This window comes from Paenibacillus xylanexedens (genome assembly GCF_007680605.1).
GTDB lineage: Bacteria > Bacillota > Bacilli > Paenibacillales > Paenibacillaceae > Paenibacillus > Paenibacillus xylanexedens_B.
This window is the reverse complement of sequence record NZ_VEIO01000001.1, coordinates 1862956-1878891: the sequence shown is the minus strand read 5'-3', so window position 1 is coordinate 1878891 and position 15936 is coordinate 1862956. Positions and strand designations below refer to the sequence as shown.

General features: G+C 42.0%; 14 protein-coding genes and 1 pseudogene. 3 read left to right on the top strand and 12 right to left on the bottom strand.

Annotation, left to right across the window (positions count from 1 at the left end):
• The first annotated feature begins 141 nt into the window (after positions 1 to 141).
• Positions 142 to 891 carry an SDR family oxidoreductase gene (locus FS818_RS08230; protein ID WP_145331265.1) on the top strand — a complete coding sequence of 250 codons (750 nt, stop codon included), beginning with the start codon at positions 142 to 144 and terminating at the stop codon, positions 889 to 891.
• A 30-nt stretch (positions 892 to 921) separates the two neighbouring features.
• Here FS818_RS08230 and FS818_RS28725 read toward each other — a convergent pair whose 3' ends face one another.
• A complete protein-coding gene (locus FS818_RS28725) occupies positions 922 to 1068 on the bottom strand; it encodes a hypothetical protein (RefSeq protein WP_186331788.1) in 147 nt (48 codons plus the stop codon).
• Between the two features lie 576 nt (positions 1069 to 1644).
• Between FS818_RS28725 and FS818_RS08225 the strand changes: the two are divergent.
• Positions 1645 to 1914, top strand: a pseudogene (locus FS818_RS08225) (CidA/LrgA family protein); the annotation flags it as partial.
• Between the two features lie 9 nt (positions 1915 to 1923).
• Here the strand turns inward: FS818_RS08225 and FS818_RS08220 are convergent.
• The gene (locus tag FS818_RS08220) at positions 1924 to 2850 is read right to left on the bottom strand and encodes an NADP-dependent oxidoreductase (protein WP_145331263.1); all 927 of its coding nucleotides are present in this window, start codon (positions 2848 to 2850) and stop codon (positions 1924 to 1926) included.
• A 301-nt stretch (positions 2851 to 3151) separates the two neighbouring features.
• Between FS818_RS08220 and FS818_RS08215 the strand changes: the two genes are divergently transcribed.
• Positions 3152 to 3472, top strand: coding sequence for a winged helix-turn-helix transcriptional regulator (locus FS818_RS08215; RefSeq protein ID WP_145331261.1), 321 nt, complete (start codon positions 3152 to 3154; stop codon positions 3470 to 3472).
• Positions 3473 to 3830: 358 nt separating this feature from the next.
• Here the strand turns inward: FS818_RS08215 and FS818_RS08210 are convergent, their stop codons facing one another.
• From FS818_RS08210 to FS818_RS08165, 10 genes are all read right to left on the bottom strand, one after another.
• Positions 3831 to 4292, bottom strand: a complete 462-nt coding sequence (locus FS818_RS08210) for an alpha/beta hydrolase family protein (protein WP_145331259.1) — start codon at positions 4290 to 4292, stop codon at positions 3831 to 3833.
• Positions 4293 to 4392: 100 nt separating this feature from the next.
• A complete protein-coding gene (locus FS818_RS08205) occupies positions 4393 to 4725 on the bottom strand; it encodes an Asp23/Gls24 family envelope stress response protein (RefSeq protein ID WP_186331786.1) in 333 nt (110 codons plus the stop codon).
• 72 nt (positions 4726 to 4797) lie between these two features.
• Positions 4798 to 5673, bottom strand: coding sequence for a DegV family protein (locus FS818_RS08200; RefSeq protein WP_145331255.1), 876 nt, complete (start codon positions 5671 to 5673; stop codon positions 4798 to 4800).
• A 13-nt stretch (positions 5674 to 5686) separates the two neighbouring features.
• The gene (locus FS818_RS08195; RefSeq protein ID WP_145331253.1) at positions 5687 to 5905 is read right to left on the bottom strand and encodes a hypothetical protein; all 219 of its coding nucleotides are present in this window, start codon (positions 5903 to 5905) and stop codon (positions 5687 to 5689) included.
• A gap of 625 nt (positions 5906 to 6530) precedes the next feature.
• Entirely contained in the window at positions 6531 to 8936 is a 2406-nt protein-coding gene (locus FS818_RS08190; RefSeq protein WP_145331251.1) for an alpha-L-rhamnosidase-related protein, read from the bottom strand.
• A 26-nt stretch (positions 8937 to 8962) separates the two neighbouring features.
• Positions 8963 to 9784, bottom strand: a complete 822-nt coding sequence (locus FS818_RS08185) for a carbohydrate ABC transporter permease (RefSeq protein ID WP_186331785.1) — start codon at positions 9782 to 9784, stop codon at positions 8963 to 8965.
• A gap of 2 nt (positions 9785 to 9786) precedes the next feature.
• Positions 9787 to 10707, bottom strand: a complete 921-nt coding sequence (locus FS818_RS08180) for a carbohydrate ABC transporter permease (protein ID WP_145331247.1) — start codon at positions 10705 to 10707, stop codon at positions 9787 to 9789.
• Positions 10708 to 10773: 66 nt separating this feature from the next.
• The gene (locus FS818_RS08175) at positions 10774 to 12063 is read right to left on the bottom strand and encodes an ABC transporter substrate-binding protein (protein ID WP_145331245.1); all 1290 of its coding nucleotides are present in this window, start codon (positions 12061 to 12063) and stop codon (positions 10774 to 10776) included.
• Positions 12064 to 12257: 194 nt separating this feature from the next.
• Positions 12258 to 13853: a response regulator transcription factor gene (locus FS818_RS08170; RefSeq protein WP_145331243.1), complete on the bottom strand. Its 1596-nt coding sequence runs from the start codon at positions 13851 to 13853 to the stop codon at positions 12258 to 12260.
• A complete protein-coding gene (locus tag FS818_RS08165) occupies positions 13846 to 15576 on the bottom strand; it encodes a sensor histidine kinase (protein ID WP_145331241.1) in 1731 nt (576 codons plus the stop codon). The genes FS818_RS08170 and FS818_RS08165 overlap by 8 nt, the downstream gene beginning before the upstream one ends.
• Positions 15577 to 15936: the final 360 nt, after the last annotated feature.

Here is a 15936-nt window from a genome sequence, read left to right as displayed (position 1 = left end):
TTTGCTTAGAATTTTCATAGTTCTATTATATGCTTTGATGCCATCAGTTACAACCGTTGACTTTTGTAACCGGAGATTGTATGCTTAGCTCATTCATCGGTTACAAAATTCAAAAAACGTAACTTAAAAGGAGAATCAGTTATGAAGCTATACAATCGTACAATTGTCGTTACCGGCGGTACTTCGGGAATAGGTCTTGCCTTCGCCTTGAAGCTGCTTAATCGCGGCAATAAAGTCATCGTCATCGGACGGAATCAAGCTACCCTTAATCAAGTGACAAGCAAGCACAAAGGGCTTATTGGGTTACAGGGTGACGTCTCAAATGCGGATTCTGTTCGTGAAATGGCTGCTGTCATTCGTGACCGCTTCCCTGAAGTGTCAATTCTATTCAACTCGGCAGGTATTATGCGCGCATTCGAATTGACCGACGATAACCTTCATTTGGAGCGGACTACCGCAGAGGTGGGAACAAATTTGAACGGGACAATCTGGATGACGGAAGCGCTGCTCCCGCAGCTGGCGAGGCAGAACGAAGCCATGATTGTAACCGTAAGCTCCGGCCTTTCCTATGTCACCTCTCCCCTTCATCCCGTTTATTCAGCTACCAAGGCGGGAGTGCATATGTTTACCGATGCGCTGCGGGTCCAACTTAAAAAATCGGGGAAATCTATTCACGTTATGGAACTTGTCCCGCCTCTCGTTGCGGAAACCAACCTGATTCCTGATAGCGGCGGTCCTATTCCCAGCATGAGCCTGGATACACTCGTGAAACATGGGATCCAAGGGATGGAGCGGAATAAAAAGAGGGTCGTTCCAGGCTTATCCAAGGTTTTGCGCTTTGGAGGAAAATACTTTCCGGATGCGCTTGCAAATGCGATGGCACGGGGCTGAGACCGGGTTAACTTTTTATTTATACATTAATCAAAGAACAGTTGGTGCAAGGAAGGACATTCCTGCACCGCCTGTTCTGATGTTAATCACACCTACATTAGCAACTTGCTCGCCAGTAAATCGAAGACCGGCCAGACAAATTTCCAGACCATACAAATCTCGGTTTATTCCTATCATCAGTTTTTTTCAACCTTTCTAATACCGCTCATTGATACCGTGTAAAACTCGCTGTCCTTAAACATATTTTTAAAATGCGCAAGTCCCACCCATTGCTGCCGCGGATGCCGGCAAAGGCGCTAAAATGCGCCTTAAACTTTTCCATTAGGTTATTCTCCTTCGTATATGCGGAAACATTGAAAAAAAAAGACCTAAGTTTCAGAAACCAAAGGAAGATATAACTATCCCATGGATCCGCAATTTAGGGCTTACCTGATTTACCAGTAGCAATTCCGTATTCAACTATTTCAACAAAATCGATTTAACATGTAACTTTAGTATGTCAACATTTATTTTATAAATTTCTTTTTAGGGCTGTGAAAACCCATTAGGGGGAATTATAAACCAGCCGTCTCTAATTCCTATTAAAAATAATTTATGAAATTCACAAAACGTAACTCTTTTCATTTATTAACAAAACCATTATAGTAATTTGGCATATGTTAAGCTTTGGATGGTAAATAAGAATATTCATTCCATATCCAGCTACTGAGCAGTTTATCATTCAGAAAAGGAGATGACACCATTTTGAAACCCATGATAAAAGTATATATCATACTTTTTCAAATCATCTTGCTATCAACTTTTTATTATTTAGGTACTTTCTTACAAAGAACGTTAGACCTGCCTATAGCGGGTAGTATTTTAGGGCTGATGATGTTATTTATAGCTTTAAAACTTCAATTAGTACCGGCACACTGGGTTGAAAAAGGATCATCATTCTTGTTAAAAATCCTTCCACTTTTCCTTGTTCCCCCAACTGTTGGGGTGATTAATTACTTTCAGGTATTCACAGGTGGAGGAAAATGGCTAATTTTACTTACTGAAATCAAGCACGAGACGACCGCGAATGCCGCCGGCTTCAAAGCGACGGTGTGCATTGTAAGCTTGCTCTGCTGGAATGATCTCTGCCACTCGGGGAGTCAAAATTCCCTTTTCAACTTCTTCACTAATATAACGTAACGAATAGTAACTGGTTAAAGACACATATTCTCCAAAAATTCCTCGATCCAGTTGCCCTGGCCAAGGTCTTAGAAACGCAATCCGTCCATGATCCCGGACGGCTGGAACGACCGCTCCCATCTGTGCAGCGGAGTCTGCCAGACCGTCTACACCGTCAGGAACCATTTTTCGAATATTATGACCGACCTCTTCGCCGCGACGAACAACCTCATCGGCTCCAAGGTCACGAACAAGTTGTTCGTCTTCAGCGGAAGCATCAGCGATAACACGTAAACCCCGGTTTTTGGCAAGCTGAATGATATACCCACCCACGACTCCAGCCGCACCGGTCACTGCCAAAGTCTGTCCTGGTGCAAGATTAAGTTGATCCAATGTCGTATGAGCAGTAACACCATTCATGGGTAATGTGCTTGCCGCTGCAAAATCTAAACCTTCAGGTATGCGGGATACATGCTCAGCAGGAACTACAACCTCATCAGCATAGGCACCGCCATAGGGACTGAATGGAGCTGTGATTGCCATCACACGATCACCAATCTGCCATTTGACTCCACTTCCCACTTCACTGATAACACCTGATGCCTCTTTTCCAGGAATTAAAGGACGTGCTCTTCCAGCGAATCCTCCCATTTGTCCAGCTCGAAAAGCAATGTCTACAGGGTTAACAGACGCAGCATGCACTCGAATTCGTACTTCTCCGGGACCGGGATGTACTTCTTTTATATCAAAGACTTTTAACTTGTCTGGTCCTCCAAAATCATTCATTCCTACTACACGCATCGACTCACACTCCCTTTATATAGTTAGTTTTAAGTACAAAATCATTCTATGGGGGCATTTCAGTTTAGTAAAGTACGCAATTTTTTTAAACTAGGATTACTTTTTTAAACCTATAGACGATAAATGGGTTCTAATCTACAGGTATCTACACATGTCTAGTTCAATAAGATTTTGGACTAAAACTCTACATTGACAGGTTTTTTATGAAATGTTAGTTTAAATATTATACCTACAAACATTTTGTTACTAAATGCGGATTGTAAACTTATAAAACTATACTATCTTTGCGAGGTAATACAAAATGAACCAAAATTCAGATGATATCTGTCTTATATCCATAAAAACAATTACAGATATCTTTAGTAGCAAGTGGTCATTTGTGATCATGGGAGAGTTATACTCAAAGCCTAAACGTTTTAATGAATTAAGAAGAAATACAGGGATAAGCACAAAATCTCTCTCTGATGCCCTGAAAAGTTTAGAAGCAAACGGAATTGTTACACGCACTGTATTAACAGCCTCACCGGTTACAGTCGAGTACTCATTAACTGAAAAAGGTCGTGACTTTGAAGGTGTATTTGTCTCAATGAACAAATGGGGAGATAAGTGGCTGAAAGACTAACTATGATGATCTATTTATATAAATAGCAAGATTTTGATTTTAATCTCCGATTCATCTAAGAAATGAATTCTACAAAGAAACGTTATTTGAGGGAATTCTAAAATTCATATGCTTTTATCTCACCACATGATCTCCATCATGATTTTAATTAGATAATTATCTAATTTGAAATGACATAATGTTCTTGTCCTTGGACAAGGAATTACAATCTGTAGGAATTACAATCCAATAATCAGACATATTGATTACTCTCTTTGTTCACAGTTCCGATAAATTAAAAAAGTCGCTAAAATAGCGACTTAAATAGGACGATGTTCTTGTCCCTCGACAACATCACAAATAATTTTGGAGGTGTTTCTTATTTCGTTACATTTTGATTGATGAAGTCTATCATTCTTTTGAAGTTTTCCTTTGCATACGGATTACTAAGATCCCCTTCATAACCGTGCTTCAGTTTGGCCTCGCTTTTGTTGAAGAGTGTAATCTCATGAGGGATGCCCTTCTCACCCAGTTGATTCGCCAAATCCTTCGCCTGATCGGTAAATGTGCCAGTGTTTCCATCCGTAATATAGCTTGGGGGAAAGTCAGCACTTATGTGGGTAATGACATTGGATTGCCTAACAACTTCGCCCCCCTTTAATTGATTTGTTTTAAAGTATAATCTTCCCATGGCGTCAAACATCAAGTTTACCAATGCATCTCCTGTTTTCCCGAAACTAGCAAGATCGTTACCACAAGGATTGACGTAACTAATTTCACGGGCAACGGCCAATATTTCAGGACTTTTATCACGGTATTCATGAATGTGATCTAACTCCAATCGTTAAAGAGTTAAGAATAGGTTATGGTTACTCTATTATAAAACTCGATTAATAGCCAAACTTGATGTTATAGTTTTCATTTATAGCATTGTTAAATAATTATACAGTGATACCATCTATTTTGAGATTAATTGCAATAATTTTCAGTCCTGTGAAATCCTCTACTACTTCTTTCACTTTATATTGCAGCTCCCTACATACCTCATGCAAAAGCATGCCATATTGGACTATAATGCTTAAGTGAATATCTATGCCTTTATCATGTTCACGCAGCTCAATTCCAGCAGTGTTCCCAGTCAATTTACTAGTGATGGATCCGATATAAGTCGAACTTAAAACAAGCCCATCTGTCATATCGAGCGCCATATTTACAAATTTAGATATAGTCTCTTTGGAGAATGTAGTTTTCCCTAGTCCTGTTTGAATTAGCATGATTACCATCTCCTTGTTTTCCTTATAAAAAATATCTTCAACAATCGAATTAACCTTCATCCTTTGTAATATTCATCTTTGAGTGTAAACAAGGGGCTCCGATTTAAGTATGAAACTGATGGCTATACTATGAGGACCACTGTGTGAGCATATAGCACATCTTCCCTCTATGATATGAACTTTTTTAATCGAAGTCTCATCCAGAATAATATTTCTTATCCATTCAGCGGTTTCCTTTTCTAATGTCTGAGCAATAATAATATGATCATGATCAATGCGATGAATTTGGCTTAATATGCTTGACAAGAGTTTTTTTATTATCCGGTGTTTGTTTCCTCTATACTTCACTCCTGATAGCACTCTTCCGTGACTAACATATAAAACCGGACGTATTTTAAGCATATTTCCCAGAAGATGTTTAAGATTGCTTAAACGCCCCCCTGTATGGAGATAATCGAGATTATTAACAAGTATGTTCAATTGAATTTCATCTCTTATTGTTTCAAGCAATTCTGCTATAGCTATAGCGCTCTTACCTTCACTAGCCAATTGTGTGGCTAATAAAACCATCATGGCTGTCCCGGCAGAAACATTTAGAGAATCCACAACGGTTACTCTTCCCGGAGGAAACTCGCGCGAGGCTGTAACTGCATTTTGATATGTTGATGATAAATGAGAAGACATACTGATATACAGTACATCTTCTCCGTTCTCAATAATCGGGCGAAATGCTTTAAAAAAGTCAGCTGGTGGAGGCGTGGAAGTCTGCGGCAATTGTCCCTTCATCTCAACTTTGTTGTACATGTCATGGACGTTGATCTCTATGCGATCAAGATAGGAATCTTTCTGAAAAACGATGTATAATGGAATGATTCCTATGTTATACTTATCAATCCATTCCTCCGGAACATCCGAGATGCTGTCTACAAAAATCCGCACTTTGGACACTGTCTTTCCTCCTTTAACCCAGTTTCTCTCTGTTTAAGGTGGTAGAACCTAAAATCGAATCCTTTTCTTTTGTAGAAGTAACTTCTAATTTCGATGCGTTCTGAATGTAAGAAGTAAGTGGCTTATTTTCAGGTTTGATAGCAGCTGGAGATTCCAAGGTAATTTCTGTCGTCGAACATCCCAAAAGGGTTAGAAATACAGCTAAACTCAATGCGTTAATATACTCTTTCATATCATTATCTCCAAATAATTACTTATTCAATGACATTACAGACTATCTATACAAAGGATAAACCTAAATGCTTATTTATATTGTACGTCTGGTAATCTTGTACAACATCGTTCAAAGGGGCATACCGGTCTGCCCAATTGGGCAATGTTAATAGTGGGTTCTATGCCTATGTTAAACGTAAACGATTCAATCGCGATGCAAATGCTCGGTATCCAATCTCGAATTCGTCATAAACAACGCTCCAGTAACTCGTACGCATCTGCGCAACGAGTGGCAGAGAATGCTTAAAGCGAGACTTCAGTGCAGAAAAAACCGAGTCAGAAATGGGTAACGGGCATCACCCAGTATCGTGTGGGAGTGCGGTCAATATATCTTTCAGCCATAAAGGATCTGTTTAAGAACGAAATTGCGGTTTAAGAAATAGGAGAACGCTTACCAAAGCACAAAATAAAATCGTAAATATATCCGTTTTCACAATCAAAAACAGCCACAACGGAAACTAAAAAACTGACGCCGGTAGAGTACCGACGCCAGTTTGCAGCCCAAGGTTTGTTTTAAATGTCTACTAAATGGGGGGCTTGACCAATCCAATATGAACCCTTCAGTTTGCATTTCTCCGATGTCTTCATAAGCTCTCCTTCATCCCAGATTCCAATGGATTCTGCAAATCCATTACGATGCTGAATTCGCCGTTCTCTCCTCCTCTTACCATTTCACCATTCGGCAAAACAATCATGCAAGAGATTTGATCTGGCCAAGTGGCATGCATGCGAAATGTAGAATCAACAAGCTGCCATTGTACGGATACCAAGCCTTTAGAGGTCATTGCACACCCTTCAGCGTGGGAAAGGCGACCGATTCGTGGACTTATTTTCATCTTCTCGCATCCTGGGCTAGAGGGCTGAATCCCTAACGTTTCTGTTGTATATTCATAAATTGGAACGGAGCCCCAAGCGTGAGCATCACTACGTTTGCTGACAGTGTCTTCCATCCAGGTTGTTAGCCCTTCATGGGCCATTTGCCGCCATGGAGCCAGTAAATCATATACTTTATCATACAGACCAACTAAAGAAAGCGCACGGAACTGGTAGATGGACATCGCGAATGAACAGGGTACGAAGTCTGGGCATTCGATCGACTGTAGGATCGCATGCCTGGCCTCTCTTCCTGTCAAAGTCCCGCTTAGAACAGCCCAAATTTGGGCATGTTGGCTGAAAAGCTCCAGTCCGGGGCCGTCGGTAAGGCAGCCAGGCCGGCTGATCGACATACAGTTTTCCTTTACAGCTAGCTGTATACGTTCGGCTCGATCAAGATACTTTTTTGCAACACTCCTTCTATCAGTAAAAGCAGCAAGCTCAGCAGCTCTTTGCAGTGCGTAAGTATACATTAGACAATAGACGGTTAGCGGACCTTGGCGTGCTGCGTCAGGAACGCCATAATTCTCTTTCCATTCGTCAGCCCAGTCTACAAAGGACCAATATCGAGGGTTCATCTTACCAATCAGACCGCTTGTCTCAATCTCTCGGTAGAAGTAACCGAGTACGGCGTCTACACCCGGCAGGTACCGCTCAACAAGTTCCCGGTCTCCCACAAACATCATGTGATCATGTAACATGAAAATCCAGTATAACGAAAAGCCTGGTATGACTTGGGATGATACACTAGGATATCTGGACTGTGTTAATCCTTCTGGAAGCAAGGAACTGTAAAAATCAAACAAGGTTCTGCGAGCCAGCCTGTCATCGCCAGATAGAATATAAGTGAATTGGATTTGGGAGCGGGTATCCATTACATATTGCAGCTGCTCGTAATACGGACAATCTTCGTATGTTTCATGCATGCATCGTTTCAGGGTTCTGATGCTAATATCCCATAAAGCAGTTTCCTGAGGATCCGAAGAACGATATTGGGCGACGACATCAAGCGGGTAACCTGTTTCTCTATAAGAAAATGTACGAAGCGTTAATGGTGCTTCTCCTGTCCTGATTTCAATTCTGACATAGCGGAATGTCCGAAACCAGAAAGGTTCATATTTTTCTATAAATTCTCCGCTTTCCTGTTCCAGGCCACTAGGTCTATATATATCCATATCGCCATACAAATCTCCGTTTAAGCTGTCTGTCCGGTCTCCTTTGTCGCGTATCCAAGGGACCGATATGGGCGGATTTTCGTAACATTCGGCGCACAACAGCCTGATTTCGCTCCCCTGACCGCCGGACAAATCCATTTCAAGGTATCCTGTAGTCAGCTCTCCGGCATCAAAATCTACCGTTATAACTGAATCAGGTGCAAGCGTTAACGAGCGGTCATGTGTCACCAGTTCCAACCAATCAGGCTTGCTTCCTTTTTCCGAGAGTCGGGAAATACCAACAAATCGGCGTTCTGTTTCATAGAGAAAAGGAATGGGACGTTTTCTTAACTCCCACGGTTTCAGTTCCCCATGAACGATATCGAATACGTATCGGGAGGCCTTCTCCCACTTTTCCGAAGCATAGCCTGCTTCTGTCCATCCAAAAGGACGCTTGAATCCGTCAACGGCTTCCGAAATTCCGAGGAATTGGGTATAGATGCCTTGAGATAAAGTAATGGCCTCATCCTTAATACATTCCCAGGATTCATCGGTATGTGCAGCTGTAGCCTGAGTATTATGCTCATCCCTGATGTCAGCATGCACATACAGCCCGGCAAGCCGAGTACGCCATACAGACTGATTTCCACCGCCTGCATAAGGATAACGCAGCACCTGAGCAGCAAAAACGTTTATGCCTTCTTTCAGGTAATCTCCAACCTCAACTTCCTCATAATGCCATGTGAACCGGTCGCCTTTGCAAGGTCCACGGCTTACGGGTACACCATTGACATAAAGCAGATAACGACTGTCAGCTGAAATACGAAGCGCACAGTTATGCCTGCCTTTTCGAAGTTCACATGTTTTTCTAAAATAGACAAATCCGCCTCCCTTGGCTTCATCTTCTTCCTTCCAATGAGGGTGCCATATCCAGCTTGCCTCTTCTTCCCAATCAGGACGCATAAGTGCCCTCCTTTTTTGCAGATCGATTACTCTTTTACACTTCCTGAAGCGACTCCTGAAATAATCCGTTCCGAAAAGATGAAAAATAATATCAGAACCGGAATAGTTGCAATGACAGAAGTTGCCAGTGCTTTATCCATATTGAGCAGAATATTGGATGTATACTTCATAACTGCCAGTGGGATTGTTTTGACTGCATCGTCTTGAAGCATAATTAATGGGAGGAAAAATTGGTTCCATATATTAACGGACAATATTATGCACAGACTGACGATTACTGGTGAAGCAAGCGGAAACATAATTCGGTAAAAAATTCTCCATTCTCCGGCGCCGTCTATTCGTGCGGATTCGGCCAGAGCGTCCGGCAAGCCGGCGAAGAAGTTTGTGAGCATCAGTACAGCCATTGATAATCCCGCTGATAACACAAGAATTACGCTCCATGGAGAATTAATAAGTCCAAGATTCTTGATAATCAAAAATACGGGAACCACACCGAGTTGGACAGGAAACATGAGACCGATCAAAAAATACAGCATTACACCTTGCTTAAATTTAAAGGAGTAACGACCTAAACCATAAGCAACCATGGAGGCTAAAGCTACAATGATGATAATTGTCATCATGAGGATAAATACGCTGTTCCAGATATTGACGCCGAAATGTTCGTTGCGAAAAACTTTGACATAGGATTCCAATGTAAAGGACTTGGGCCAGCCCAATGTATTGGACAATACATCCTGCTTGGTGCGGAATGAGTTCCATGTAAGATATCCAAGGATGAGTAAGGTGAAGGAAGAGTACATCCAGAGGATCAGCTTTGTTACATACAGCTTTTTGATATCAGCCATGATCATTTCTCCTCCTTATAAGTGAATCTTAGCTGAATCAATGCAACCACAAAGATGATGGCAAACATGACGACGGCAATGGTAGTCCCCATACCTACGGAGTTTGTGCTTACCGTTCCTCCCATCGCGCCGGTCGTTCCAAAAGTAATTCTGTAGAAAAACAGTGTCATCACATCCATCGAATTGTTAATACCGCCGCTTACCCCTCCCAGCAAATAGCTGAAATCAAACAAGGTCATGGCAGCGATATAACTGATCATAGCAATATTTACGATACTGGAACGGATCTGAGGTATAATGACCGAGAAGAACCGTCTCCAGTAGCCAGCTCCGTCCAGATAAGAAGCTTCCATCACTTCGTCGGACAGCATCTTCATGGCTGCCACGAAGTAGATCATACTGAAGCCCACACCTGCCCAAGCATTCATAATGAACAAGGTAAGGACCTCGTAGCCTGGAACCCCTAACCAATTTCGAGCATGTTCCCCTAGCCCAATTAGCTGGAGAAACTCATTGAAAATACCGATATTCTGGTCAAAAACTAGCGTAGCCAGAAATACGATAACGCTAGTGGTAATAAACTGCGGAGCAAAGATCATTGTTTGAAAAAAACGGTAGCCTTTTACACGTGTATAAATTACATAGGCAAAATAAAGCTGTATAGGAATCAGCAGTCCGACGTTAAGCACAACTAATATTGCATTGTTCTTAAGCGCATTTAAGAACTGCCGTTTTAATTCCGAATTAGTGAACAATTCAATATAATTATTAAAGCCTACAAACACCTTCTCACTAAAACCGTTTGACTGAAACAGACTAAGCTGGGCAGCTGAGAAAATGGGATAGATCACGAAAATAGAATACAGAATAAAACCGGGCAATATGAACCATAAATAAGGTTTCTTTCCAAGCCACTGCAACATCTAGATCGCCTCCAAATGATTTGGACGGTTAAGCTACTCGGCTTAACCGCCCAAAAATCCTTCTGATTATTTCGTACGGAGCAGCGCTTCTTCCAGCATGTCTGCAGCTTGCTGACCATCAATATGAGAGGTTAACAGTTGCGGCATTACTTGCTGAAGAAAGATATCATTCAACTTGATCTCTTCTGTTGATATGTTCGTTAATACGGAATAAATATTATGACCCAGGGAATCAAACGCACTCAATTCTTTGACTCCCTCATCTCTAGGCGTGATATCCTGCAGGGCCGGCACCATACCTGTTTCATCCTCAAAAAGCTGTTGGGCTTTTTGACTGGACAGAAACTTTACATATTCGACCGCTGCTTCCGGATGCTTGGTTCCAGCAGATACGGCAAAAGTGGTCGCATTACTGAAGCTTTGTGGAGCAATGCGTTCACCAGATACTGTCGGGATATAAAATCTGCCGAGGTTTATTCCAGCGCCTACGAAGGTTGGATCATTCCAGGTACCATCTGCCATCATTGCTGTCTTGCCGTTAGTAAATGCCAGCTGGGCACCAGCATTGTCCACAGAGGCCAAATCCTTGGTAAAATAACCTTTATCAGCGAACTCTCTGATCGTTTGGAATACCTTAATTATGCTTGGGTCTTTGAAAGAACCAGTCCCCTCATTAATCTTGCTTAATGCTTCCTCAGCGGCAGCAGGCATTAGCGCAAAGGCAAGCCAAGCCCGCTCGAATTCAGATTTACCGGGAACGCTGAAGGGTGTTATTCCCTTATCCTTTATTGCTGCGACCAACGATACAAATTCATCTAAGGTTGCCGGGGCCTGCAATCCTTCCTTTTCAAAAATGTCCTTATTATAATAAATCAACTGAGAGTCCATAAAGGCCGGAGGAGAGGAATATAGTTTTCCGTCCACCTTCGCGTATTCCATGAGGTCTTCCCCGAAACGGCTGGTATCGAGCCCGTAATCATCCAGATTAAGCAATGCACCGCTCTGCACATACAGCTTCATTTTAGGCGTCTTGTTTCCTTGAACATAGAACACATCCGGCAGTGAGTTGCTCTTAACAGCCGTATCGATCGCTGTCTCTGACCCTGAGAATTGAAAGTTTAATTTGATATTCGGATGTTCTTCTTCAAATGCTTGATTGATTGCCGTAAATCCCGACTCAAACGATGATTGGTTAGACTGGTCTCCCCACACGGTTAGTTCCACTTGTTTTTCAGTTCCGGCTTTGCTGCCTTGATCAGGTGAAGAGCTGTTTGTGTCATCGCCACATGCTGCCAACAGCAAGACGGAGACACCTGTCACTGCAAGAAGTGCTTTTCTGAATAACCCCTTTTTCATTTTTTATTTCTCCCTTCGTGTCTAACGGTTTGTAAGCGTGTAATAATCATAGTTCACAAAATAAAGCGTTTCCATGAACAAGTTTTTGTTTATGATTCCACATTATTGGATAGTTGCATTTGATGTAGGGCAAAGAACCGGAACAGTGATGTCCCGGTTGATCGTCATTCCAAATTATTAGATGAACATTCCATTTAATTAGATGAGAAGCCAGTCGAGTTTCTAAATTCAGAAACGGTCATTCCGGTAACTTTTTTAAAAACCTTCACGAAATAATTCGAGTTTGGATATCCCACACGGGAAGCTACCTCTTCAGCAGAAAGCGAGTATCGCTTCATGAGATCGATAGATTTACGGATACGAACCTGGGTCAGGTATTCGAGAAACGTCATCCCCATTTCCTGACTAAATCGATGACTGAAGTAATGAATGTTTAAGTTCACTAAGTTCGCGGCATCCTCAAGCCGAACGGTTTCGGCGAAATGTGCTTCTACATAACGAAAAACCGGCTCCAGCCATGTTTGCGATTTCATCCTGGCGGTGGCGGATAAGTCATTGAACCGTTTAATCGTCTGTAAAAAGCAGGACTTTAATTCGTCCCATGTTCGGATGGAATCCACTGAATAAAAGGGGAGGGGCATAAAATCGGACTTCTCTGTATTAATCAGCATATTTATGTTCGATGGATCATTTTGATAAATTTTAAGCATCCACTGGACCAAACGGAACGCAGTATCGGGAGAATAACACGTCTCTAGTTCGCTGCCTACAGCCTCCAGCCACTTCGCCAACTCTTCCTCTGAAGCTGATGTGAATATGCTTATAAATTGCTGCTGCCATTGTTGAAACTTGATGTCCAGCTGCTCCTGAACAACATTTAAACTCGCATCAAAGCGGTACAAACCTAGCCCACTGAAAAAGGATCGGTCAATCATTTGCTCTGCTTGGTTTCTTATCACTCTACACTTCTGAAAGTTCAGATTCTCAGACATACCTGCTGATACTGTAATGGCAAGATTCTGCTTCACTGTGTCCATCCATTCTTTTACCAGACCAGCCATCATCGTTGTTTCTTCCGGTCCTGTTTCTCGACTATAGAGTAATCCGTGAAAAAAGCCTTGATCAAAGCCAAGGGGAATTGCATGTGTCGTTTTATTCATAAGATCTTGCAGGAGAAAGCCCAAGGCAGTCTGGTCATCATCGTTGTCTGAGTGATCCATTGACCAAATACGAATAGCAACCCAACAAACAAAAGCAGATTCTTTCAAAAGGTCTGTAAGCAAAGGGTAATCTTTGTGAGAGAAATCCGCCGGAAAAGCAACAATACCCGGAAGTATTCTGGATTGTGTCATCAATCGCTGCCTTTCTTCATCCATGGCATTGGCCCGGCTCTGTCTAGCGCGAACCTTTGAGCGGAGTTTCTCTGATAATTGGGTCAGTGTTGAAATCAATTCATCTGGGTCGAACAGATGCTTGGGAATATAGTCTTGAACACCCAATTGGATTGATCTTCTTGTATATTCAAACTCTTCATAGCTGCTCAGGACTAAAATGATCATCTTTTTATCAGTCTCTCTAATCCGTCTTATCAATTCTAGACCATCCATTTCAGGCATTCGTATATCGGTCAGCAGAACTTCGGGGTAACCATCTGTAGAAAAGGCCTCCCATGCCTCCTTGCCGTTCCGATAAACACCCTGTATTTCATAGCCATTTTCATGCCAGTCAATGATGGTCTGAAATCCAACCCGAACCAGGGATTCATCATCTACAATCGCAATTTTAATCATTTTCGTTTGGCCATCCTTCTTTCAAGATAGGAAGCTTTAATTCCACAGTAGTGCCTGCTCCCCGTTCACTCGTAATGTTCATTCCGTAGGCAGGACCATAGAACATTTCAATCCTCTCTTTCACACTCAATAATCCAATGTGGCTTCCAGTTCCGCTGCTCATAACCTGCTGGATTTCAGATAAGCGCTCTTGATCGATTCCGCTACCATTGTCCCATACCCGAATACTAAGCATCCCTTTCTCTGCTTTTGCCTCCAGACGAATCTGCCCTGAATGATCAATAGACGACAAACCATGAACTATAGCATTTTCTAAGAGCGGCTGAATCAAAAATTTAAGCAGCCGATACGGTTTCACCTCATCCTCCAGTTCGACCTGAAATATAAAGTTTTGATGACGTACTTGTTGAATCTTGACAAATTCACGCATGACGTTAATTTCGTTTTCAAGCGAAACAAGTTCATTGGTGTCTCTGATCGAGTATCTCAACAGATTGCTCAATGCATCAACGATCTCTTTTATATGATCCTGTTTTCGTATCATGGCCATCCACCGGATGGTATTTAACGTATTGTAGATGAAGTGAGGAGAAAGTTGATTTTGGAGCACTTTTAACTGCACCTGCCGTTTGCGTTCTTCACTGGCCTTCACTTCACCCAATAGATTGTAGATCTCATACATAACAGAAATAAAGGTTTCATTCAGCTGCGTAATTTCTCTGGCCCCTCTGAATTTGGTAAGGGAGTTAGGCTTCTCGCCGCGCAATCCTCTCCGCATATTGGCAAGAAGCCTCGCGATCGGCAAAGCAATGTCGGTACGAATCAGGTAGGAGGCAACCAAACCAAGGACTAGACTTCCCCCGGCCAGCCAAGCAGCAAAAACACTCATTCGGTAGACGGTGGCATACAAGGTATTTAGAGCATATTCGGCTGTAAGCGTCCATTCATTGTAATCAAGACTTTGTTCAAGACGTAAAACTTCAGAAAAGGTATTTTCCTGTATTCCGTGTTCTTGAAGCAGTACTTTATCCGGACCTTTAAGGAAAAAAGCAGTATTGGAACCTGCCATAGCAGAGCTAAGAACGTCTCTGAATACATTAGAAGAAACAATAAGATAAAAATATCCTATAGGTCGGAAGTTCTCATCTTTAATGACACGCCCTAACCTGAAAGCACTTACATAATCATCTGTGGCAGAACCTAACCTTACAGAATCCCAATAAGGTGCTCCGTTGGCTGTAACCGTATTTGTTTTTCCTCTCTCACTTAAAGGCTCTTGTTCATCTTGGCCGATGACAAAGGTACTGTCCTCAGTAACAAATACACATCCTTTGATACGGTTTCTGTCTAGTCCGCCAATGATAGGCAGTACACTTCGCTCCAGCTGCTGCTGAAGTTCGATTTTTTCAAATTCGTTATGAACCGGTTTAGACAGTATTGCTCCAATTTCATCAGAGGTTAGAATATGCAGACTCACATTATTATAGGTTTGAATGGTTGTTTCCAGTTTGTCTACAGCCAGGCTTGTAATCGAATTGGAATAAGACTCGGCGTTGGTACGGATTGTAGCATTATAGTTCTGGGATAAGAGGCTTAGTCCAACGATAGAGGGAAGAACAAATAAGGGCAAATAAAATAGGAGCAGCTTCTTAGTCAGATTCCAATTATTCCATCGACGAATTAACCATTTGTATCCAGGTAGATAGGTAAAGGGCCTTCTCATGTAAGATTCTTCTATACCTCCTATGCTGCTTGACTGACCCAATTAGGGTCAATTTTTTCGACATCATTGTCTTCTTTATAGCGAATGGTTCCGGTTCCTTTAAAGCTCTCTCTTTGTCTATTGGATGAAATGCTTGAAGGGCCAGATACAATCAGCCAGACTTCAATTCTGCAGTATCCGTAAAAACGGGTACCTCACCAGTATCATATATTTATGGATAAAATCATTATGCTGGCTCTTTCTCATAATACCTCCTCCCAGCATTCACAACGTCTTGAAGGCTTTCATATTTATACTATGTTGGAGACAAAATGATTGAAATAACTCTTTCTTAAGGTTAGATAACGCAATTTGAAAGAT

Coding starts and splice junctions, on each gene's coding strand:
- FS818_RS08215 (WP_145331261.1), top strand. CDS start 3,152: ATGAACCAAAATTCAGATGATATCTGTCTTATATCCATAAAAACAATT.
- FS818_RS08230 (WP_145331265.1), top strand. CDS start 142: ATGAAGCTATACAATCGTACAATTGTCGTTACCGGCGGTACTTCGGGA.
- FS818_RS08185 (WP_186331785.1), bottom strand. CDS start 9,784: ATGGCTGATATCAAAAAGCTGTATGTAACAAAGCTGATCCTCTGGATG.
- FS818_RS08165 (WP_145331241.1), bottom strand. CDS start 15,576: ATGAGAAGGCCCTTTACCTATCTACCTGGATACAAATGGTTAATTCGT.
- FS818_RS08190 (WP_145331251.1), bottom strand. CDS start 8,936: ATGCGTCCTGATTGGGAAGAAGAGGCAAGCTGGATATGGCACCCTCAT.
- FS818_RS08170 (WP_145331243.1), bottom strand. CDS start 13,853: ATGATTAAAATTGCGATTGTAGATGATGAATCCCTGGTTCGGGTTGGA.
- FS818_RS08205 (WP_186331786.1), bottom strand. CDS start 4,725: ATGCTAATTCAAACAGGACTAGGGAAAACTACATTCTCCAAAGAGACT.
- FS818_RS08175 (WP_145331245.1), bottom strand. CDS start 12,063: ATGAAAAAGGGGTTATTCAGAAAAGCACTTCTTGCAGTGACAGGTGTC.
- FS818_RS08220 (WP_145331263.1), bottom strand. CDS start 2,850: ATGCGTGTAGTAGGAATGAATGATTTTGGAGGACCAGACAAGTTAAAA.
- FS818_RS28725 (WP_186331788.1), bottom strand. CDS start 1,068: ATGATAGGAATAAACCGAGATTTGTATGGTCTGGAAATTTGTCTGGCC.
- FS818_RS08180 (WP_145331247.1), bottom strand. CDS start 10,707: ATGTTGCAGTGGCTTGGAAAGAAACCTTATTTATGGTTCATATTGCCC.
- FS818_RS08195 (WP_145331253.1), bottom strand. CDS start 5,905: ATGAAAGAGTATATTAACGCATTGAGTTTAGCTGTATTTCTAACCCTT.